At 45.4% G+C, this 21375-nt stretch carries 20 protein-coding genes; 7 read left to right on the plus strand and 13 right to left on the minus strand.

The features are described 5' to 3' along the window. The first annotated feature begins 76 nt into the window (after positions 1-76). The 4 genes from thiD to QHH00_03945 are packed head-to-tail and all read left to right on the plus strand — an operon-like array spanning position 77 to position 4247. Positions 77-1402, plus strand: coding sequence for a bifunctional hydroxymethylpyrimidine kinase/phosphomethylpyrimidine kinase (gene thiD, locus QHH00_03930; GenBank protein MDH7508529.1), 1326 nt, complete (start codon positions 77-79; stop codon positions 1400-1402). After that, entirely contained in the window at positions 1399-2562 is a 1164-nt protein-coding gene (locus tag QHH00_03935) for a glycosyltransferase (protein MDH7508530.1), read from the plus strand. Before thiD ends, QHH00_03935 begins: the two co-directional genes overlap by 4 nt. 27 nt (positions 2563-2589) lie before the next feature. After that, complete coding sequence (locus QHH00_03940) at positions 2590-3171, plus strand: hypothetical protein (protein ID MDH7508531.1); 582 nt, start codon at positions 2590-2592, stop codon at positions 3169-3171. Beyond that, positions 3168-4247, plus strand: coding sequence for a glycosyltransferase family 4 protein (locus tag QHH00_03945; GenBank protein MDH7508532.1), 1080 nt, complete (start codon positions 3168-3170; stop codon positions 4245-4247). The genes QHH00_03940 and QHH00_03945 overlap by 4 nt, the downstream gene beginning before the upstream one ends. Positions 4248-4340: 93 nt before the next feature. Here QHH00_03945 and QHH00_03950 read toward each other — a convergent pair whose 3' ends face one another. Further along, positions 4341-5288, minus strand: a complete 948-nt coding sequence (locus QHH00_03950; protein ID MDH7508533.1) for an FKBP-type peptidyl-prolyl cis-trans isomerase — start codon at positions 5286-5288, stop codon at positions 4341-4343. 89 nt (positions 5289-5377) lie between these two features. Here QHH00_03950 and QHH00_03955 point away from each other — a divergent pair, with 89 nt between their 5' ends. Beyond that, the gene (locus QHH00_03955) at positions 5378-7213 is read left to right on the plus strand and encodes a threonine--tRNA ligase (GenBank protein ID MDH7508534.1); all 1836 of its coding nucleotides are present in this window, start codon (positions 5378-5380) and stop codon (positions 7211-7213) included. Between the two features lie 76 nt (positions 7214-7289). Here QHH00_03955 and QHH00_03960 read toward each other — a convergent pair whose 3' ends face one another. From QHH00_03960 to QHH00_04005, 10 genes are all read right to left on the minus strand, one after another. Then, positions 7290-8402 carry an isocitrate/isopropylmalate dehydrogenase family protein gene (locus QHH00_03960; protein ID MDH7508535.1) on the minus strand — a complete coding sequence of 371 codons (1113 nt, stop codon included), beginning with the start codon at positions 8400-8402 and terminating at the stop codon, positions 7290-7292. After that, positions 8384-8884 (minus strand): 3-isopropylmalate dehydratase, encoded by a 501-nt coding sequence (locus QHH00_03965; protein ID MDH7508536.1) that lies wholly within the window; start codon positions 8882-8884, stop codon positions 8384-8386. The genes QHH00_03960 and QHH00_03965 overlap by 19 nt, the downstream gene beginning before the upstream one ends. Before the next feature lie 9 nt (positions 8885-8893). Then, entirely contained in the window at positions 8894-10165 is a 1272-nt protein-coding gene (locus QHH00_03970) for a 3-isopropylmalate dehydratase large subunit (protein ID MDH7508537.1), read from the minus strand. Further along, positions 10125-11786, minus strand: a complete 1662-nt coding sequence (locus QHH00_03975) for a 2-isopropylmalate synthase (GenBank protein ID MDH7508538.1) — start codon at positions 11784-11786, stop codon at positions 10125-10127. The genes QHH00_03970 and QHH00_03975 overlap by 41 nt, the downstream gene beginning before the upstream one ends. Positions 11787-12089: 303 nt before the next feature. After that, positions 12090-12722, minus strand: coding sequence for a radical SAM protein (locus QHH00_03980; protein MDH7508539.1), 633 nt, complete (start codon positions 12720-12722; stop codon positions 12090-12092). Further along, entirely contained in the window at positions 12719-13405 is a 687-nt protein-coding gene (queC, locus tag QHH00_03985) for a 7-cyano-7-deazaguanine synthase QueC (protein MDH7508540.1), read from the minus strand. The genes QHH00_03980 and queC overlap by 4 nt, the downstream gene beginning before the upstream one ends. Before the next feature lie 18 nt (positions 13406-13423). After that, on the minus strand, positions 13424-13897 hold the full coding sequence (locus QHH00_03990; protein MDH7508541.1) for a 6-carboxytetrahydropterin synthase: 474 nt from the start codon (positions 13895-13897) through the stop codon (positions 13424-13426). Between the two features lie 32 nt (positions 13898-13929). Continuing rightward, positions 13930-14691 (minus strand): methanogenesis marker protein Mmp4/MtxX, encoded by a 762-nt coding sequence (gene mtxX / locus QHH00_03995; protein ID MDH7508542.1) that lies wholly within the window; start codon positions 14689-14691, stop codon positions 13930-13932. Positions 14692-14812: 121 nt separating this feature from the next. Continuing rightward, positions 14813-15793, minus strand: coding sequence for a diphthamide biosynthesis enzyme Dph2 (dph2, locus tag QHH00_04000; protein MDH7508543.1), 981 nt, complete (start codon positions 15791-15793; stop codon positions 14813-14815). Positions 15794-15827: 34 nt separating this feature from the next. Continuing rightward, a complete protein-coding gene (locus tag QHH00_04005; protein MDH7508544.1) occupies positions 15828-16346 on the minus strand; it encodes a 50S ribosomal protein L16 in 519 nt (172 codons plus the stop codon). A 535-nt stretch (positions 16347-16881) separates the two neighbouring features. On the opposite strand from QHH00_04005, the gene QHH00_04010 reads away from it, so the two are divergent. Both QHH00_04010 and serS read left to right on the plus strand, forming a co-directional pair. Then, positions 16882-17160 (plus strand): YhbY family RNA-binding protein, encoded by a 279-nt coding sequence (locus tag QHH00_04010; protein ID MDH7508545.1) that lies wholly within the window; start codon positions 16882-16884, stop codon positions 17158-17160. Beyond that, the gene (gene serS / locus QHH00_04015) at positions 17157-18443 is read left to right on the plus strand and encodes a serine--tRNA ligase (GenBank protein ID MDH7508546.1); all 1287 of its coding nucleotides are present in this window, start codon (positions 17157-17159) and stop codon (positions 18441-18443) included. Before QHH00_04010 ends, serS begins: the two co-directional genes overlap by 4 nt. 78 nt (positions 18444-18521) lie before the next feature. Here the strand turns inward: serS and QHH00_04020 are convergent, their stop codons facing one another. Further along, entirely contained in the window at positions 18522-19805 is a 1284-nt protein-coding gene (locus QHH00_04020) for an SLC13 family permease (GenBank protein ID MDH7508547.1), read from the minus strand. A 221-nt stretch (positions 19806-20026) separates the two neighbouring features. Then, positions 20027-21349: a mechanosensitive ion channel family protein gene (locus QHH00_04025; protein ID MDH7508548.1), complete on the minus strand. Its 1323-nt coding sequence runs from the start codon at positions 21347-21349 to the stop codon at positions 20027-20029. Positions 21350-21375: the final 26 nt, after the last annotated feature.

Raw genomic sequence — 21375 nt, forward strand, 5'->3', positions numbered from 1 at the left:
ATCCCTGCAGTTTAGTCAAAAAAACAGATTGCGTGAACGAAGGGTGAAAAATATTTACGGGAGGGAATATTCAACCATGTTCGTCGTATTAACGATTGCCGGATCGGACTCCATTGGTGGGGCGGGGATCCAGGCAGACATCAAAGCGCTTGCCTCCATGGGAATCCACGGCGTCTCAGTCCTCACTGCTGTGACTTCTCAGAACACACAGCACGTGTATGGAATCCATCCAATTCCAGTTGATCACATTATTTCTCAACTTGACGCGATCATTGAGGACACACCTATTGGAGCAATTAAAACTGGAATGCTATACAGTGCTGAGGCCGCACAGGCGGTTGCGGAGAAGATTAAAAAGCTGAATTCACCGATTGTCGTAGATCCCGTACTAGTGGCAGGTGCCGGTGATCGATTATATGCGGGGGATTTAATTCGATCGCTTAAGGACGACATAATTCCAATATCAACGGTTGTGACGCCGAACATTCCAGAAGCCGAAGCGATGACAGGCATTAGGATTAGGTCAGGTGAAGACAGAACAAAGGCCTGCAAATATATCCTGGATATGGGTGCTAAATCAGTCCTCCTCAAAGGAGGCCATTTACAAGGCGAAAAAATAATCGACACGCTCTGCCTTGGCGACGAAATTGTGGAGTTTGTTTCGCGTCGTGTCGAGCACCGTGGCCACGGCGGAGGTTGTATTCTTTCTGCGTACATTGCTGGTTATCTCGCAACTGGAAAGACCATAAAAGAAGCGATTAACTTGGCGCGAGATAGACTGAGCGATTCAATAGGCATGCATTATACTATTGGAAAAGGTATGAAGATCGTCAATCCGATGGCAACGGCGGAAAAGGAGGCGGAACGATATACGGTCATGAAATCGCTCAAGTCCGCTGTGAGAGAACTTGAGTCTATTCTTCCGACTTCATGGGTTCCAGAGGTTGGCATCAATTTCGTATACGCACTTCCATGCGCACGCGGGCCTAACGAAGTTTGCGGGCTCGAGGGGAGAATCGGTGTTGTCGGCGATAGGCCAGTTCATCTCGGCTGTCTCGACTTTGGCGCTTCAAAACACATCGCAATGGTAGTGCTCGCAGCGATGCAACATGATCCATCGACTCGATCGGCTATCAATATTCGATACCATGAGAACATCCTCGCATGTTTGAGACTCGCGGGCCTGAGTGTCGCTTCGTTCAGCAGGGCTGAGGAGCCTGAGGGGAGAAAAACTATGGAGTGGGGGACCGATACAGCAATCAAAGAGGCTGGATTTGTTCCAGACGTGATTTTTGATAAAGGGGGTCTTGGGAAAGAACCGATGATTCGCGTCCTTGGAAAAAATCCTTCGGATGTCATAAGAAAAATAAGGTTGGCACTCGACCGTGCGGTGATGCCGTGAGAATCGCGATGTTCACGGAAAGTTATTTGCCAACTCGAGATGGCGTCGTCACCTCAATCTTATTGACAAAGAAGATGCTCGAGGAATTTGGGCATGAGGTCATAATATTTGCTCCAGAGCCAGAAAATCCCTCGGACAGAGAGGAAGGCGTTTACTACTTTCGGTCTTTTGGATATAAGAAGTATCCAGGTTATAGGATCGCACCATTTCCCTCCAATAAATGTGAGATTCTGAAAAGATTAGATGTCGATGTAATCCATACACATGGACTTTTTTACATGGCTCTACGAAGCATGTTCGCGGGCAGGACTCTGAAGAAACCAGTCGTCATTTCATTCCATACGATGGTGACGGATGCCTCTAAGTACTTCATGCGATTACCAATCCCAGAACAAGTCATCAACAAACTCTCATGGTTCTATATAAAAAAACTTCTCGAACGCGCGGACGCAGTCATCGCACCAAGCCATGCGATCAGCGAAGAACTCCGACGGCAGGCACCTAAGATAAGGATGATAAAAGTAATTCCCACAGGTATAGACTGCGCACGATTCAATCCATCTATCGATGGCTCCGCGGTACGAAAAAAATATGGATTAGAGAATAACAAAGTCATCCTCCACCTCGGCCGAATCTCTTGGGAAAAAAATATCGATCTTGTACTCAAGGGGTTCGCATTACTGGCACAAAGAGTTGATGATGTGCGACTAATGATCGTCGGTGACGGTCCCGCTCGATTGCATTATTTGAATATGGTTAGTCAAATGGGTATCTCGGATAAGGTAGTCTTCACGGGCTTCGTATCAGACGAAGAATTGCCTTTTTATTACGCTGCGTGTGATGCATTTGCCACGGCATCAAAATTCGAGACTCAGGGGCTGGTCATTCTCGAAGCAATGGCGTGTGGGAAGCCTGTGGCAGGCATTAATTATAGAGCTGTCGCAGAGGTCGTTGGCCAGGGCCAATTTCACTTCCTCTTTGAAGATGACCCTGTGAGCTGTGCCAATGCGCTTGAGAAGGCGATTAACTGTCCGAAGGAAAATGGAAAAGCCATAAGAAAAAGGGCGGAGCAGTTTTCGGCCATTGAAAGTGTAAAAAAACTTTGTGAATTATATGAGTATGTGATCAAGGAAAAGAAACGGAGACTGGCGGAAAGATAAAGTAAGTGAATGAGAGTACATGTTCAGATGATTGACATTGGCCAGGTTATTTATTCCTATTTCTTACCGCTTGGCATTTGGGGTATGTTGGGATGTATATTCATTCTCTTTTACATCGACGCCATTGTCTTTCCGACTTTGCCTGAGCTCTTTACCGTAATGATATTTATGACAATCCCTGAATCATGGTTCGGTTTAGCGATTTTAGGAGTAATCGCCGTTTCAGAATTTCTCGGACTGACGACACTATATTTGATCGTCAAGAAGATCAAGATCCCGCATCGAATTGAAAAAGCGGTGAACAAGTACAAAGATTTCCTCGTTATGGGCGATGAAAGGATCATTCTGCTGAATCGGATTGCGCCAATTCTTCCATTCCTCGGTGCTTTTGTTGCAATCTGCAAATGGTCGTATGCAAAATCAGTTGCTTACACGTTCATCGGCGGAATTGGTAAATATGGGGTCATTTTAGCTGCAAGCGGCCTTTTCTTTGCACTGCTATCTACTGGCACTGCCCAGACAATCACTCTGCTGATGATTCTCATCATCATTGCGATCAGCTTCATATGCGCGTATCTCAAGAGCAGGAGGTTGAAGAAGAAGCAATGAGAATCGCAATCGTTAATCCATTTCACTACCCATATTTTGGTGGAATTGAGCACCGAATCCACCATATTTCAAAGAGATTGGCTTCCCGTCACGAAGTCATCGTCGTTACGGGAAAATTGCCGGAAACTAAGGAGTACGAAGAGGTTGACGGGTATCATATTAAACGACTGCCATCTTCCTACCTTAACATATATAATCCTCCAATGATCTGGACGAAGGGCATCGACGCAGCCCTTAGAGAATTGAAGCCCGATGTAATTGACCTTCATTACCGGTGGGCTAGGGGTTACACAAAGCCAGTAGTTTCACAGAATACGGCCAAAGTACTAACCTGGCACAATGCGTACGGTGAGGGCGTAGGGCTACTCCGTCCGTTGAGCATTATAAACGACATGCTTTTCAGCAGAAAGAGGAATGGGTTTCAAAGAATCGTCTGCATCAGTAACTTTGTCGCTAGGGATCTCATTTCCCGAGGGTTTCCAGCCGAAAAGTTGTCAATTGTACCGAATGGTGTTGACCTTCCACCAGATGAGAGATTGAACAAAGAAGAGGATTTTATACTATTCATCGGTAGGCTCGTCGGAACGAAGGGGCTTCCATACCTTATAGAAGCGATGAGATATGTCGATGAAGAATTGATCATTTGTGGCACTGGACCTGATAGAAATCGGTTGGAGAGCCTCGTCAGGAAATTCAAATTAGAGAAGAAGATAACTTTTTTGGGCAAGGTCAGCGAAGAAAAGAAACACGACCTTCTCTCAAGATGCAAAATCTTTGTGATGCCTTCACTGATCGAATCATACGGGATTGCGGCTGCAGAGGGAATGGCATATGGGAAACCAGTTGTCGGATCAAAAACAGGAGGTTTGCCCGATGTTATTGGAGAGGCGGGAATCCTAGTGGAACCAAGGAATGCAAGAGAACTAGCATCGTCGATCAATGCGTTACTAGCCAACGAAAATCTCAGAAGAGATCTCGGTCGTAAAGCACGAGAGAGGGCAAAAGAGTTCTCATGGGACAGAGCAGCAGAGATGATGGAAAGGATATATGTTGAAGTGTCCTCGAACGCAAGCTGACCAATTTGAAATTGGTCGAGAAATTAAATCCTAACGACGTCACATAATTTTGCGATAGAACCTAAAAAAATGAACTGGAAGGAGTGGCAATAGTCATAGGATATCCAACAAGGTAACCGTAAAATAGAGCGTCTTCCCAACAAGCTCAGAATTGTAATTTAAAACTATTTTTCCCGCGTTCTCATCAACTTCATGCAGATAGAATGTCTTTCCAAATTCGTCCATTCCTTTTATCATACCTGCATCACTGCTCGTGAGAAGATGGTGTACCCGGATGATACCAGCTCCGCCATTAGCGGATGATTCGACGCTTTCGACTTCTACATACCAGCCAGTTTCAGATGAAGATTGTGAATCAACATAAATCTTGTAAATTTCACCGGGAGCAGGAGTATTCATTACAAGTACCTTGTTCGTAAGGGGATTGACTTCGAGGCAGATGATGTCCCATCCCCATTTCGGATCCTTTTCTGTGAGACCATCCTTTGGATATACCGAGAATTTTTCAACAAAGGTGGTGATATTGTAGGATTCAAAAACCGGTATCTCCTCGACCAGCGGAAGAGTAACAAGTTTCGATTCATCAAGTTCACCGTACCCGTCCTGTGGCGAAACAACAATGACTCTCGTCTCGTTCACCGCCATTCCAATGATTCCCCGTTCGAAGCCCCTGATCATTTGTCCACTACCGATTCTAAATTGGAGGGGTTCATATTCGCTTTGATTTCTTAGCGTGAATGATAAAGACTTAGGATACATCGCATTGTTTGAAGCGACGTCCCATAATGATGTATCGAAGACCCTTCCGTCGGCAAATCTACCGATGTAATCGACTTTGACAGTATCGCCCCATTTCGCCTTATGAAGAGCTGGCGAGGACTCACTTTTTGTTCCTTCGTAGACGAGAATGGCAACGCTGCTGGCGCTGATCAAAAGAATTGCGATCAGGACGATGAATCCTAGGTTCAACGCGCCCATCAAGTCTTTTCTGTCAATGGCAAGGCTCATGGAAATGCTCGCGAGCACATCGATTTGCGTCATATAAACCTTATCTTATCGCTCACCAAATAACCAATCCATCCAGAACATCACGATTCTTTTATACCATGCAAACATTACCTGCCCTTTCGATGAAAGTTCTTTACATTCACGCAGATCACATGGAATTCGAAGTCAAGAAACCAACCCCGATGGCAGAAGAGATCTCAGAGCACGAGAAAAAAGGTCGCTTTGAAGAAGTTCTCGTCGTTTTCGCTGCCGTTGAAAAAAATGATGAGGGTAAAGTTGAAAAAGTTGCGGCGCAAGCCGCTGGGGATATTCTTCAGACGGTTGAGAAGGTGAACGCAGAGCGCGTTCTCGTCTATCCCTATGCTCACCTCAGTTCTGAACTTTCTGATCCCGAAACAGGCAAGGAACTACTGAAGCGCCTACATAATTTATTGATCGAAAGGGGTATTGAGGCCTACAGAGCCCCATTTGGATGGTATAAGGCATTCAGGATCAGTTGCAAGGGTCATCCACTTTCTGAATTATCACGACATATCCTGGCAGAAGAGGAAAAACAAGTCATCAAAGGTGAGGAAAGCTTTCTTGTCCTTACCCCCGATGGCAGCGAATATGCTCCACAGGATTTTGAGGGCGGATCACTATGCTTCAGGGCGATGCTGGAAAAGGAGGCTTTGAAAAAGGAAACGCAACTAGTTGGAGAGCCGAAATATCTGAGGCTTTGCAGGAAATTTGGAATACAGTGGGAAGCTCTGAGCGACGTAGGCCACATGGCATTTAATCCGATCGGTGCACTGATGTTTGATCTTGTCGCTGAATATTCGTTCCAGATCGTCAATGATCTCGGCATCCCAGTCTACACAATAAGAGGAACAAACATGTTCAGCCTCGATGAACCCGCCGTTAGAGAGCACGCAAAGCTTTTTGGAGATCGACTTTACGTGATCAAGGGGGAGAAAAAAGATTTTGTGATGCGATACGCAGCGTGCCACCAACAATTTGCGATGATGCGTAACTGGAACATCAGTTACAGGAATTTGCCATATGGTGCGTTTGAAGTTGCCGATTCATATAGGCTTGAACAGTCTGGCGAAACGATGCTTTGCTTCAGAACACGAAGAATGAACATGCCAGACTTGCATGTCATCTGCCGCGATCTTCGCGAAGCGAAAGAATGGTTTAGCAAACTTGATGCTAGGATTTACGAAGAAGCGGCGAAGCTCGGTCGCGATTATGAGATGCTGGTCAATTTTTCCTCAAAGGAAGCATATGAAGCAAACAAAGACCTCATTCTTGAACTACTCAACAAACACAACAAACCCGCGCTGCTTCATTTCTATCCAGAAGGAATAAACTATTACTGGACAGTCAATATTGAATACCATATCCTTGACTCAATGGGAAGAGCGAGAGAGATTGGTACTGTTCAGATCGATGTTGGCAACGCGAAGCGTTTCGGCATTGAATACGTCGATGAGGAGGGGAAAAAGCGATATCCTGTCATCCTCCACACCGCGATCATAGGGACGATTGAAAGGTACCTCTATATGTTGCTTGACACGGCTGTGTTGAGAGAGAACGAGGGGGGCATAGGATGCTTGCCCGTGTGGGTCACACCAGAGCAAGTGAGAATACTCACGGTCAACGAAAGACATGTTGAGAGGGCACGGGAGCTTGCAAGAAAAATGAGTAATAAGGAAATCAGAGTAGGGATTGATGATCGTGGCGAGACAGTGAACAAAAAAGTGAGGGAGGCGAAACAAGACTGGGTTTCCTATGTGATTGTGATAGGTGACAAAGAGCTTTCGTCAGACACACTCACGATCTACGAGAGGGCGACAAATAAGAATATCGTGATGAGTACTGATGACTTCATTCAGAAAATCAAGAAAGAAATCGAAGGTAAACCGTTCCGACCGATGTATTTACCGATCGAAATGAGTAAGCGCATCAATTTCTAAACATCCACGGGTATGAGAGAAGTAACAAAACAACCAGAGAGATTCCCGACCTCGCATAGGACCGATTTACCGAGATTCAGTGTTTCATCAGATAATTAACAATCGCATCACCGACTTCCTTTGTTCTTGATCTGCCCCCCAGATCGGGCGTGACGATCCCTTCTTCCATTGTGCGCTCGACGGCCTCTTCCACACGCCTAGCCATGTTCCAACATCCGAAGTGCTCGAGCATCAGCTTCGCAGCAAGTATTGCCCCGATCGGGTTTGCTATCCCACGACCGGCGATATCGGGTGCGCTTCCATGAACTGGCTCGAACATCGAAACACCCTTTGGATTGATATTTCCACTAGCTGCCAGTCCCAGACTCCCCTGGATTTCCGCACCGAGGTCTGTCAGAATGTCCCCAAACATATTGGGAGTTGCAACAACATGGAACTTCTCGGGATTCCGGACAAGCGCTTGGCTCATCGCATCGACGTACATATATTCGATATCAATACCCTTTTCTTCTGCAACCGAATCAAAAACCTCTCTCCAAAGGCCATAGAGGGCCGTACAGACATTCGCTTTATCAACAACCGTGATCTTCGTTTCCCCTCGCGATTTCGCATAATCTATCGCATATTCGGCGAATCGCCTCACTCCCCTCCTCGAAAGGAGACCGATTTCAAATGCAAAATCATCGTCGCCAGGACAGGAAGCCGCCAGATTCAAATCGAGTTTATAGAGGCTCCGTTTGACAACAATTGATATATTCTGACTTTTTTTTGAGATCACGCCGCCGGCCCCTAAGTAAAAATCTTCGGTATTCTCCCTCAAAAAGACAATATTGAAAGGCCTCGTCAATTTCAATCGACCCTGATTGATCCAGGATCTTACGGGGCGCAAATTAATATATTGATCGAAATAGGAGCGCATAGCCAAGATGATGCCCCTTTCTAGGATACCTGGTTTGACACGCGGATCCCCGACAGCTCCAAAGTAAATGGCGTCCTGCTTAACGAGGATATCAAGGTCCTCATCCGTCAGAGTCTTCCCAGTCTGAAGATATCTCGTAGCCCCGATATCCAACTGCACTGTGTCAAGCTTGAGTGAGCCAGTTTCCTCGAGAACACGCATTACCTTAAGTCCTTCTCCAATAACTTCGGGACCGATGCCATCTCCTGGGATCACCGCAATTCTGAACATTTTTTTCTCTCCCTCACTTTCGCAATCAATCCGCCAGCTTTGATCAGTTCGCTAATAAAAGGCGGGTATCTGTGGAAATAGAACTTTTGGCCGCTCCGTTCATCGATGATTATTCCTTCTTCTAGAAGCACGTTTACGATATCACCTTCCTCGGCGTCAACATGACATTCAATTGGAATGAGTCCTACATTAATTGAGTTTCTGAAAAATATCCTTGCAAAACTTTCCGCGATGACACATGATATTCCAGCTTGCTTGAGCGCCCTTGGTGCGTGCTCCCTACTTGAACCACATCCAAAATTGCGTCCAGCAACAATTATATCACCATTCTTGACTGCCGACGCGAATCCAGGCCTAACTTTTTCAAAGATAAAGTGACCGAGTCGCTCGATATTGTCGCTGGTCAGGCGTTCAGCAGGGATAATCTGATCAGTATCGACATGATCACCAAATTTCCAGACACGTCCTCTGATTGATTGCATATGAAACCCTCACACCACATCATCAGGATGTGTAATCTTCCCAGTAACGGCACTTGCGGCGACAACAGCTGGACTTGCTAGGTACACCTCCGAATTCCTGTGCCCCATCCTTCCGATAAAATTGCGATTCGTCGAACTCACACAACGCTCGCCAGACGCAAGAACACCCATGTGCCCACCAAGACAAGCTGCACATGTGGGGCCGGAAATAAATGCACCAGCATTGACGAAAATCTCCAATAGACCCTCTTCGAGAGCCTGGTGATATACCCTTGTGCTCGCTGGAACAACGATCATCCTTACTGAAGGATGAACTTTCTTTCCCTTGAGGATCGATGCGGCTATCCTTAGGTCTTCAATCCTGCCGTTTGTGCATGAACCGAGAAATGCTTGATCGATTTCCACATCAACATCCCTGACAGGTCTGACGTTGCCAGGAGAATGTGGCAATGCAACCATGCAATCGATACTACCTAAATCGTAAAACATTTCAGACTTATAACTCGCGCCTTCATCAGGCATTACAGGCGAGTAACCTCCTCTCACTCTTCCTTTGAGGTAACTGAAAACGCTTTCATCTGGACAAAAAATACCTGCTTTCGCACCTGCCTCAACTGACATATTCGATACGGTCAATCTGTCTGAAATCTTAAGAGATCGCGCACCATTTCCAGAAAACTCCAAGGTCATGTAATTTGCGCCGTCAACCCCGATGTCTCGGATAATGCTAAGGATGAGATCTTTTCCTGTTGCAAAACCGCTCAAGCGTCCTTCAAGCTGGATTAATATTGAATTTGGCACGCGAAACCAGAGTCTACCCTCTGCAAAACAAGCTGCGGCTTCTGTGCTGCCGATACCAGTCGAAAACGCGCCGAGTGCGCCGTAAGTGCATGTATGAGAATCGGCGCCGACTATGAGTCGACCAGGCGCGACAAATCCCTCGTCAACCATAACCTGATGACAAACACCCCCCCTCCCGACTTCGTAGTAATTGAGGATGCCGTATTTTCTTGCGAAACGCCTCATTTCTGCCGCCTGTTCAGCAGAAGGAACATCTTTGTTAGGGACGAAATGATCTGGGATCAGGACGATTTTATCCCTCAGGGGCTCACATCCTATCGACTCGAATTCCCTGAAAGCGATAGGTCCTGTAACATCATTAACCATGACGTAATCGATCTCTGCTTCAACGAAATCTCCTGCGTAGGCATCAGTTGAGGACTTGAGAGAAAGGATCTTTTCAGAGATTGTCTTTCCCTGTCCTTCGGCTACCTTCGTCACGTGCTTCACCCTCCTTATGAATACGCGTGTATAAGCGATCAATCGCTTGAATTGCAGCATCAACGCTTGTTTGCACGATATCTGGCCCAACGCTCCTACCCACGGACATCAATTTCCTTTCACCATTGTATTGCAGCTTTACTCCGACCTCACACAGGGCATCGCTTCCCCCACTAATAGCACTTAGCCGATATTCGAGGAGGGAGATTTTTTCACTGACCAGCTGCCTGATCGCCTTCAGGGCTGCGTCAATTGGACCAACACCGATCTCCGACCCTCGCCTTGTTTCTCCATTAACATCGATGCTCACAACAGCTGTTGGTGTAATGTTGAGGCCCGTAAATACAGCAAACTCCTTGAGTGTGACTTTGCGCTCTTCATCAGGACGCTGCCCTGCGATGTGATATGCAAGCGCAACGAGTTCGCTGTCGTCGACATGTTTTTCACTTTCCGCCAATCTCTTGATTTCGCTGACGACTTGTGCAACCTGGTCATCACTTAGTATAACACCATATTCCCTAAGTTTTTCCTTTACAGAATGAACACCAGTATGCTTCCCTATGACTATTGATCGCTCCATACCCACGAGCTCGGGGCCGAATGCCTCGTATGTCGAGGGATCTCCGAGCACCCCGTGAACATGTATCCCAGATTCATGTGCAAAGGCGTTGCTTCCAACAATCGCCTTGTTCGCGGGGATCGGAATACCAGTCAGGTTCGAGACGGTCTTAGAGACATAACCAATTTTCCTCGTGTCAACGTTTGTTCTGACATTAAGAAACGCCATTAAGCCAAGAACAACCTCTTCTAGCGCAGCGTTCCCAGCCCTTTCTCCGAGGCCATTAACACATACGTGCACCTGTTTTGCCCCACGCCTCACCGCTGCGATTGAGTTTGCAACTGAAAGACCGAAATCATCATGGCAGTGCACGCTGAGAGGGACACGTGTGAATTTCATGACTTCTTCCACGAGACGTTCCATCGCCGGCGGCGAAATCACACCCACAGTATCGGGTAGGTTGATTTTATCGACCCCCGCATCTTGCACGGCGAGATGCATTTCTCTCAGGAAGTCCAGGTCAGTCCTCGTCGCATCTTCGCAAGAAAACTCGACGGTCAAACCGTGTGCCTTTGCGTATTCAATTGCGCTGACCGCTCGAGCCTTTACCTCTTCCCTTGTCATCTTCAATTTATACTTCAGATGCACATCTGAAGTGGCGATGAATGTATGGACATAATCGACGCCACAATCGATGACTGTATCGATATCCTTAAAAGTTGTTCTAGAGAGAGCACAAATTCGTGACTGAAGGCCCATTGAAGCAATCCGCTTGACAGCTTCCCTTTCCCCTTCGGAAATGACTGGAAAACCCGCCTCAATGACATCAACGCCTAAGTCGTTAAGCGCTTCAGCGATTCTTATTTTCTCCTCGAGTGAAAGGGCAACTCCAGGTGTTTGTTCCCCATCTCTAAGCGTTGTGTCAAAAATCTCAACATAAGGAGGGATTGAATCCGTCGTTGCAAATACATTAAAATGACTTGTATACACTTTTTTGCGATCCAGACCCGAAGTTCTCTTCATTTGATATGATGCGCCCTCAGCAGCTTGATGCGAAGTCATAAGAAACACCTCGACCAAGCCGGGTTTACAGCAATGAAACTGGAGCTGAGCGCAAAAGCAATATGAAATCAAATCCCGACTCGCTCATGTTTCTCCCGGCTCTAGTCAAGATGACACTTTCAAGCTCCTATTTAATCATTGCTATGCTATCGCTTATCTTGGACTTGTGTTTTACAACATTCCCGGCGCTGTAAGATTCCCCTGACAAAACTTTGGAGATCTTACTGGGGAATGGGTTTGTGGGGGGGAAATCAGCCATCACGGCTTGACCAAGTTCAAAACGACTGAAATGAGCTCCTCAGATCAAACGCCCCTTTTATCTCCCCAGATTATCTTGTGTAATTGAGGCAGAACACGCACTTGCAACTTGTTTTCCAGTACCCATTCAGCGACCGGCCTCAGATCAAGACCACCGACGGGCGTCATAACAATGGTTGCCTGAATCTCATATTTCTGTATGATTTCCTTAGCGTAAAGCATATCCTTCCTGTCAGCAACAACGAATTTCAACTGATCCGATTGCGAAAGAAGTTCGAGATTCTCAAGGTTCATTTTATCCGCCATGCCTGATGAAGGACATTTAATGTCCATGCTCACCACTAGATTCTCAGAGCATGGCATTTCCTCGATCGAAATAGACCCATTCGTCTCTACACAAACTTCATAATCATTTTCGAGCAGCTTATTGATCAATTTATAGATGTCCTTCTGAAGCAGGGGCTCCCCACCAGTGATACAGACATATCGCGAGCCGAATCCCTTGACCTTTTCAATAATCTCATCGATCGTTTGTTCAACGCCCTCACCAGTTTGGGCATACGTCGTGTCGCACCATCTGCACCGCAGATTACATCCCGACGTCCTCACGAAGGAGCTCGGCGTGCCGATAAGAATTCCTTCACCCTGCAATGAATAGAAGATCTCGGAGATTCTCATTCAGTCACCTCATATTCGATTTCGTCTTTAAGACCAGCTTCTCTAAATCCCTTTAAACGTAGTAGACACGAATCGCATCTTCCACATGCCTTTTGACCACCTTTGTAACAACTCCAAGTCAGGTGCAACGGTGCACCGAGCGATTTCCCCAATTTCACTATCTCGGCTTTCGTTAGAAACAGTATCGGTGTTTCTAATTCAGGGGGCTTTCCTCCGACACCCCTCTTTGTCCCGACCTCGAGAACTCTGCGAAACGCGTCAAAGAATTCAGGTCTGCAATCAGGATACCCAGAGAAATCAACTGAGTTGGCACCGATGAAGATCGCATCGGCCATTTCCGTTTCGCAAAGACCTGCAGCTATGCTCAGGAATATGATATTGCGTGCTGGCACATACGTTGAAGGGACGTCTTCGCTGATTTCATCGACCTTCTTTTTTTCGGGTATCTGCAAAGAAGATGAAACCAGTGCGCTCGACGAGAAAATTCTTGGATCTAGAGTTAGTATCACGTGATCTTTCAATTTGTAATACTGTACGACCTCCTTTGCTGATCTCAACTCCCGATGATGTTTTTGGCCATATACGAATGTAAGCGGAATTGTCTCATACCCTTTCGATATCGCGTATGCTAGGGTAACGGTGGAATCGAGACCGCCAGAAAGTAAGACGATCGCCCTTCTCATGGTCGTTCACTATTCCCCCTATCCAATGTTATGGGAGACCCAAGCACTTTGGCCACGCTCTTCATCAATCCCTATTTCAATTTTCGTTACATTTGCAGGGAATTTAACCTCCGATAACACTCGCGAGAGAAGAACACGGGCGACTTCCTCGGCACTCGCCTCCTCAGCATCGATTATGACAACATCCTCTGCTGGAAAAACATAACGTTTGCCAGATGTCTCAGCAATTACCTCTTCCCCGACCGTGATTTTCATCCGCGGACAATTGCCAGCCAAAAGGACACGATGATCGAATTCCTCAACAATTCTTCTCATAATCCTTTTCAACTCGGTGAAATCCATGATCATTCCATGTTCCCCTTTTTCCCCATGAACGATCATCCTAAGCACGTAAACGTGACCATGAAGGCGACCGCATTTAGGGTGTTCTGTGATAAGATGACATGCAGAAAACTTGATATTGGCCTCTCTTCCATCGATTTCTAATCGCATATTTCACACACTTCTCATAATATATTTCAATTTCACCTTTTCATTTTCGCAATTGCTGACGCGAGTGCGATCGAATCAATGTAACTCTTCTTAGCCCTCGATGTATCAATAAAGACCTTTTCAAGATTTAAAACAGGCGCTCCAAGGGCACGCCAGCCGCCGAGAAAATGAAGTGTCCTGAAAATGAGATTACCTGATATACCATCAGGCGCAAGAATCAGATTTCGATCTAAAATAGCATTTTCGATGAGAATCTCACAATCCTTCACATCAAGTCCAGACCCGGCGAAATGCCGAACAATGAACTCTGCATCGTCGAGCGTCTTATCGACAATAGGATGTCTGCCTCGATCCCCTTTCCTCCCGCCAGAAAGTACTCCAATTTTCGGTTCAATATTGAAATTCGTGAGAAATCTACTTCCAAGATCGATCATTTCGATTTTGTCCTCCACTGTCCACCCCTCGTCAACCCCAACAGGACCAATGAGGACAATCATGCCTTTCCTGGGCTGCATAAGGGCCATTCTAAATATGCGGTCCAATGAGAAAATAGTCTTAATGGCGGAGATCGTTGAATGAGCGTCTAAGTTCCCCCGGACAGCTGCATCGATCTCGCCAGAACTCAATGCTTCTACCAGGCGCCTGGGATCATTGAATATAATGGGCTTACCTAGCCCGATCCTCTTGGCGGCCGAAGTGATGCGATGAGCGCCCTGAGTATCCCCAACAAATCCGATTCCAACTCTTGCGTCAGAACCTCTTGCGGTGTCCAGAATCGTGCGTGCGGTAAACACAAGTCATGATTATCAATGGCAATATTCTATCTTTTCGATTGAAGAAATCAAAAGTCCTGAAGCGACATTAGTCTGATCCAAGTGATCATAAACTTAAGTGTTGTCGCTCACCATCAAAAAACTAAAAAGAATCGAGGTGATAATCACTCCATCGTCTAATTCCGATCGCGATTTCAAATTCAATGGGTGTCAGAATAGGCTTCGGATATCTAAGAAAATCATCAATCGCAAGGCGGGGACAAGCCGTAGATACATAGGCGTCAGCTTCGAATGGCATCAAGAGATCGGGGTTGAATTCATTCATTACGACAACATCCGCTTTCCTACCATGTTCCCTCGCCTCTTCTTTCAGATGCATGGCGAGTTCCAACCTATTTTGCCCGATTTTCGTGCTCACAAGGATGAGGAACTTTTTTGCGGTCGAGGCTTTCGAGATCGCAGCATGCCTCTGTCTGAGGATCCGTTCGGGCAGGTCTGCAAGGTCGCGAACCTGCTGAGTAATTGGATCAAAGATTATAACTTCTTTTTTAGTTTCGATGGAGACTGCCAGTGGATGAAAATCACCATTTCCGATAAAAAGAAACTGGTCAACGACTTCAGAGATGTCCTTTGCCGCCGAAATATCGCAGCCCAAGACTTGGCCATCATATTTTGCTCGACCCTTTCTTCTTCCGATAAAGACCTGTTTGCCGTTCTCTTCCAACCATTTTTTGATTTTTTCGAGCTCCCCAAGGAAAGGAATCGTTGCAATCAATCCAACCCTGTTCTCCAACTTTGGAAGGAGTTCGACAAGATGGCTTTGATAATGAATATCTGCGCCGATCTCAACAAAAAGAATTCGGTCATCATATGCTAGTGTAGGTATTTCTGTATGACCAAAGTGCACGAGAACGTCTGCAAAGTCCGAAAAATCCCTTGCAATATCGCACGCACCATAACACGGATCAGCAATAATGAGCATAGCCGCATTGGTCCTCTTTCCAAGTTCCTCGGCAATGAATTGTGAATAGATTTTGAGGCCCTCAGGCATCTGGAGAGCAACAGATCTGGCATTTCTTCCATTGATCCATTTCGCCACAATGTCAAATTTGAAATCGTACAAGTCCGTTCCCTTGCTATGAACAAATAGGAGGATTTTAGGTCAGCAGTTCTGCACCCTTTTCAACCTGTGTATAGCATGGGGAGGGCAGCTTCATCGCTGCGCGCCATAGAGCCTCTTTAGCGGCATTGACTCCTTGCACAGTCGTGCGCACTGTTATTATAGGTTGATCGGGCTGAACTCTCGCCGCTGTACCCACTGGTTTTCCAAAGGCCGCCCTCATTCCGCCTGAAACTCGGTCAGCACCAGCTCCAGTTGCCATCTTGTGTTCCCTCAGCACATTGTGAGGATAGACCCTAACCTTCAGGTGATAATTGGAAGTACCTACACCTTTGGATAATACCCTATTTGCTGCGATACGCGCCGCCTCAAGAGCTGTGTGTCGTATCTGGCATGGTTCTTTCACTCTGAGGGAAAGTACAACCGGAAAATCACCTGCTGGATTCCCTATGTCGAACTGGGAAATGCGCGGAGCGGGGACGCCTCCCATGTACTCCTTCCGTGTATATGCTTGTCCCTTTATTTGGCGATACATCCTTCCTGGTTTCCGTGCCATAATAGATCACCAGTAATCTTAATAATCCAAGAGGTGGCTACATTAATATTTTGGTATATAAGGCTGATGAGTAGTTCAAAAAATTCTTCCGATTTCTTTTTATCAGAACATAATATTGTGATGAGAACAAATTACGAAACCGCATCAAATGCTAGCTGAAGCAAAAGGGAAATTATCTTTGTTGAATCTAAAGGTGAGTGGGAACCACGGCAAAGAAAAGAATCGATAACAAGGAAGCACATCGAATTGCGAAAAGACGAATCGAATATCTATTAGCGTTGGCCCAATCTGAAGCTTTGAGGAACAATTTTTCTCGCGGAAAGAGGTATGTGGAACTGGCAAGGCGAATCGGATTAAGAACAAATACCCCGATGCCGAAAGGTGACTTAATGTACTGCCGTGAATGTCTCTATCCACTGATTCCAGGTAAGAATTGCCGCGTAAGGCTACGAGCGGGTCGAGTAGTAATTCATTGTTACAGTTGTGGAAATATCAGGAGAATACCTTACTTAAAAGAGAAGAGGATGGCGAAAGAATGTCGAGGATTTCAAAAACGGAATTGAGACGTATGGGCACAAAGATCAGATCAAGTATCCATATCGGGAAGGGCGGTATTTCGGAAAACATCATTGAAGAGATAAAATGCCAATTGAAAAAGAATAAAATTGTAAAGATCAGAATTCTCGAAACAGCGGGTTTAGAGAGAATGACTACTGCAAAAGAACTTGCCGATCGAACAGGATCGGAACTGGTTGAAGTAAGAGGCAATACCATATTACTCTGTGAAGCAAGTCTTTTTGAGCAAACAGAATGATAACGCAAACAGGTGAGCCGATGCTGGATATCGCCTTGATCAGAAATAATCCTGACCTGGTAAGAGCCTCCCTTAGAAACAGAGGCTACCCAGAGAATCTCCTCGATGAATTTCTGAGAGTCGATGCCGAGTGGCGGAAAATGGTCGACGAGAGCAATCGACTCAAAAGGGTGAGGAATTCGGTCGCAGAAGAGATACCGAAATTGAAGGATGATGAAAAAAAGAGCAAGATCGATGAAATGAAGAGGATCGTTGAGAGAATTAAGGAGCTTGATACAAAAATATCAGAACTGGAGAATACGAGAACCGAGATTGTGCTCAACATGCCGAACATCCCCCACGATTCTGTCCCCATTGGTCGCGACAGTGAAGATAACATTACTGTTAGAGAATTTGGAAAGCCGAGGGTGTTTGATTTTCCACCAAAAACGCATTTTGAGATCGGCGAAGATCTTGACATCATTGATTTCGCTAGAGGCGCGAAGATTGCAGGATCCGGCTTTTATGTGATGAAAGGAGACGGTGCGAGATTGGAAAGAGCGCTTATCAATTACATGCTTGATGTTCATCGACAGCAGGGTTATATTGAAGTGTTTCCACCGGCAGTTGTTAACAGACAGGCGGTGATTGGCACTGGGCAATATCCAAAGCTTAAAGATGACATGTACTGGATTGAAAGAGATGACCTATGGTTGAACCCAACTGCTGAGGTGCCTGTCACGAATCTCCACATGGACGAAATTTTTGACAAGAAGGATCTGCCGATTTATTATACCGCGTATTTGCCTTCCTTTAGAAGAGAGGCTGGCCGTCACGCTGACACAAGAGGGATTGTGAGAGTACACCAATTCAATAAGGTCGAACTCGTCAAATTTGTTCTACCAGAAAAATCATTCGATGAACTCGAAAGTCTTCTTCTTGACGCAGAGGCAATTCTTCAGGGATTGGAACTCCCATATCGTGTGAGATTACTCTGCACAGGCGATCTCGGTTTCGCATCGGCAAAAACTTACGACATTGAAGCTCATGCGCCAGGAATAGGACTTTGGCTGGAAGTTTCTTCGTGTAGCTGTTTTACGGATTTTCAGGCAAGAAGGGCAAGGATCAAATATAGGCCTGAACCTCATTTGAAAAGCGAATTTGTCCACACCTTGAATGGATCTGGAATTGCATTGCCGAGGACTGTCGCCTCACTTCTTGAGAATTATCAGAATCGTGATGGTACGGTGACTATTCCAAAAGTTCTAAGGCCGTATATGCAGGGCCAAGAGCTCATTGAATGATTGCAGGCAATGGGAATAGGCGTCGACGAAGAAATTAGAAATGAGCAATTGCAGATAATTGAGGAAATGCCATTGAGTTCACCAGATTAAGAGGAGAACAAGCAGATTAGTTAGGATGAGTACAGCGAGTAAGATAGGAATCGCGATTTTGCAATAGTATTTCCATGACCAACGAATGCCGTTTTTCTCCGCAACCGCTAAGGCGACAACATTAGCAGACGCGCCGATCGGAGTCGCGTTCCCTGCAATATCGCATGCCAGTGCGGTTGTGAAGGTCAGTGAACCCAAACTCGCTCCGGTATCAGCTGAAAGCGTTTTCAATACAGGAACCATTGCGGCTGCGACTGGAATGTTGTCGAAGACCGCCGAGATTAGAGCAACAAACCAGAAGAGGAGTGTAGGGAGGATGAATGAATCTGAGCCAGAAATATCTGCGATCGCGTGAGCAAATCCAGTCAAGACACCAGCGGATTCAAGACCTCCCACCATAACGAAAAGACCAGCGAGGAAAACGATCGTGTGCCAGTCGATCTTCTGTATGAGTTCATCATATCTTCTTCTACCCAACAACAGAACAAGAGCGCCCCCAAGAACGGCGACAAATGCAACTAGTAGATCCAAAAGATTGTGAAGGACTAGCAACGTGACTGTAAATGCGAAAATGACCAAAGCAATTCGCATCTGTCTGAGATCCTTAACCGCCGAGAAAGGATCTAAGTCCTTATGCTGTTCCATGATTTCATGCACATTAATATCGTGTCGCCTGAAGTTATGCCTATATAGTATCATGAAGAGGAAGAGATTAAAAAAGAAAACGATAACGGCGATCATGCCAGTATTCTCAACAAAATCCATAAACCCAAAGTTTAAAGCCGTCCCAAGGATGACGTTAGGTGGATCACCCATGATTGTAGCGCTGCCGCCAATGTTGGCCGAACATATTTGAGCTATGATCAGAGGCAATGGTGGAATCTTGAGTATAGAGGCAACCTCAATGGTCAGGGAGCTCATGAAAACCATTACAGTGATCGAATCCATGAATGCTGATAGAAGAGCTGAGAGGCCACAGAATACGATAAAAATCTTTACCGAGTCAAATTTTGTTAATTGCAGAAAATGCAGGCCTATCCACCTGAAAAACCCGCTCTCAGCAAGCGCCCCCACGAGGATGAACATACCAAATATCAGTCCAATAGCATTCCATTCAATCGATCTGATCACTTGTTCTTCCGATATGATGCCGAGGCCAACCATCAGAAGAGAACCTGCTATCACAAGTACGGCTCTATCAGCGAGGTCTAGAACCATTATGAGATAAACAACGCCAAAGATCAATAGGGCCAATATTGCATTAAGTTCCACGAGTGCATCCCGAGAGGTATAACAATTCCGCAGAATAAGATTTTCTCAGATATACCAAAGATGTTGTAATGAATTAATATCAGCAACAATGAATGTACATAGGTCAACTCCAAAAAAGACTTCCTAGTAAATTTCATAAGATATAGAAAATGAAAGGAGTATGAGAAGATCAATTATGATTTATATGGAGCCGCACCTCCGATCAGATTTTCCTTCCTGATTCACGCAATGTTTACGCCATTCTTCCTAAACGTTTCCAGCAAATGTGTTATGAAATCCGATCGGATCCTTCTGCATTCAGTCGGAGCATTTGTAAATACTACCACTTCGTATTTTATTTTATCATTATTGATTTCAAGCGCAGTTACCTCAGGTAGACGCTTTTCAACGATCCCTGAGACATTGGCCGCCGCGGACTTAACAAGACTTTCAACTTTTTCATATGGAACATCAGTAGAGACTTCGAACACGAGAGAAATACCATATGTTCCAGATCGCGAATAGTTGTAGATTCTATTTCTGAGGATTTCTTGGTTCGGAATATCGATGATTTCCCCCATTGGGGTCCTCACTTTCGTGTATACAATTCCCTTCTCAAGAACTTCACATTCAAGACTATCCCCAATTTTTATGTAATCTCCAACATCAAAAAGATTGACTTCCATAATCGTAAACCCCGAAACGATATTCCGAGCGGTAGAATACGAGAAGATAATCCCTATGATGATAAATGTGAATAAAATTGCGACCAAAAGGAAGCCGACCAGTTCCAATTCTATAAGCGCAAAGAAGTTGAAAATTGCAGTGAAAGCGGCTACCAGATAAAGCGCATATTTCAAGCTCACCTTAAAAAGATCGATTGCCTGCGGATTAAATCGTTTTGTCCTAAATTTGTAATCCTCAAAGATCGCCTCAATCAATTTGACAATGAGATAAATCGCGAGTATAATAATAAATGTCGATACAAGAGCTACCTGATTTCTTTCCAAAAAAACTGCCAATCCAGTGTAAGGGTCTACGCCCGGAATCATTGATATGAGTACGAAAAGGATGATTATAGCGACTATAACATAGAGGACATAACTCAAAAACAGAGTTGTGAACTCAACCGCACTCGTATGAATGGTCCCATCCTTTAATGATCTTACTCTCGCACTCTTTGAGATTCTCCGCAAAATCTTCCCTACCAGGATCGCGAGGAGCAAAAGGACGATGATGAAAATGATTTCAATCATATATCCAGAGTAAAAGTTCCATATATTCTCTCTAAAGAATTCTGAAACAAAAGAAGTAACGTAAATCAGCGAAAAGATAAGAAATATGACGATCAGCGACTTGATTGTCCGCCCCAAAAACTCAACAACGTCCGCGTCAAAGTACTTGCTCTCCTTGGTCTTCATTTTCTCAAAATGTTTCGAGACGTATGACCATAGGTAGAGAGAGAGAACAAAAAGAGAGAAAAATGCCAGGATAGCCCATCCGTATTCTTCGAGCCAACTGGTATTTCCGATCTCAAGAGTGGGCGACATATCGCAAATATCCATACGCTAGGATATTCCGTAGGAAATAT

The sequence above is a fragment of the Methanomassiliicoccales archaeon genome (assembly GCA_029907465.1).
In the GTDB taxonomy this organism is placed as follows: Archaea; Thermoplasmatota; Thermoplasmata; order Methanomassiliicoccales; family JACIVX01; genus JACIVX01.

Coding starts and splice junctions, on each gene's coding strand:
- thiD (MDH7508529.1), top strand. CDS start 77: ATGTTCGTCGTATTAACGATTGCCGGATCGGACTCCATTGGTGGGGCG.
- QHH00_03940 (MDH7508531.1), top strand. CDS start 2,590: ATGATTGACATTGGCCAGGTTATTTATTCCTATTTCTTACCGCTTGGC.
- QHH00_03945 (MDH7508532.1), top strand. CDS start 3,168: ATGAGAATCGCAATCGTTAATCCATTTCACTACCCATATTTTGGTGGA.
- QHH00_03950 (MDH7508533.1), bottom strand. CDS start 5,288: ATGACGCAAATCGATGTGCTCGCGAGCATTTCCATGAGCCTTGCCATT.
- QHH00_03955 (MDH7508534.1), top strand. CDS start 5,378: ATGAAAGTTCTTTACATTCACGCAGATCACATGGAATTCGAAGTCAAG.
- QHH00_03960 (MDH7508535.1), bottom strand. CDS start 8,402: ATGTTCAGAATTGCGGTGATCCCAGGAGATGGCATCGGTCCCGAAGTT.
- QHH00_03965 (MDH7508536.1), bottom strand. CDS start 8,884: ATGCAATCAATCAGAGGACGTGTCTGGAAATTTGGTGATCATGTCGAT.
- QHH00_03975 (MDH7508538.1), bottom strand. CDS start 11,786: ATGACTTCGCATCAAGCTGCTGAGGGCGCATCATATCAAATGAAGAGA.
- QHH00_03980 (MDH7508539.1), bottom strand. CDS start 12,722: ATGAGAATCTCCGAGATCTTCTATTCATTGCAGGGTGAAGGAATTCTT.
- queC (MDH7508540.1), bottom strand. CDS start 13,405: ATGAGAAGGGCGATCGTCTTACTTTCTGGCGGTCTCGATTCCACCGTT.
- QHH00_03990 (MDH7508541.1), bottom strand. CDS start 13,897: ATGCGATTAGAAATCGATGGAAGAGAGGCCAATATCAAGTTTTCTGCA.
- QHH00_04005 (MDH7508544.1), bottom strand. CDS start 16,346: ATGGCACGGAAACCAGGAAGGATGTATCGCCAAATAAAGGGACAAGCA.
- QHH00_04010 (MDH7508545.1), top strand. CDS start 16,882: ATGTCGAGGATTTCAAAAACGGAATTGAGACGTATGGGCACAAAGATC.
- serS (MDH7508546.1), top strand. CDS start 17,157: ATGATAACGCAAACAGGTGAGCCGATGCTGGATATCGCCTTGATCAGA.
- QHH00_04025 (MDH7508548.1), bottom strand. CDS start 21,349: ATGGATATTTGCGATATGTCGCCCACTCTTGAGATCGGAAATACCAGT.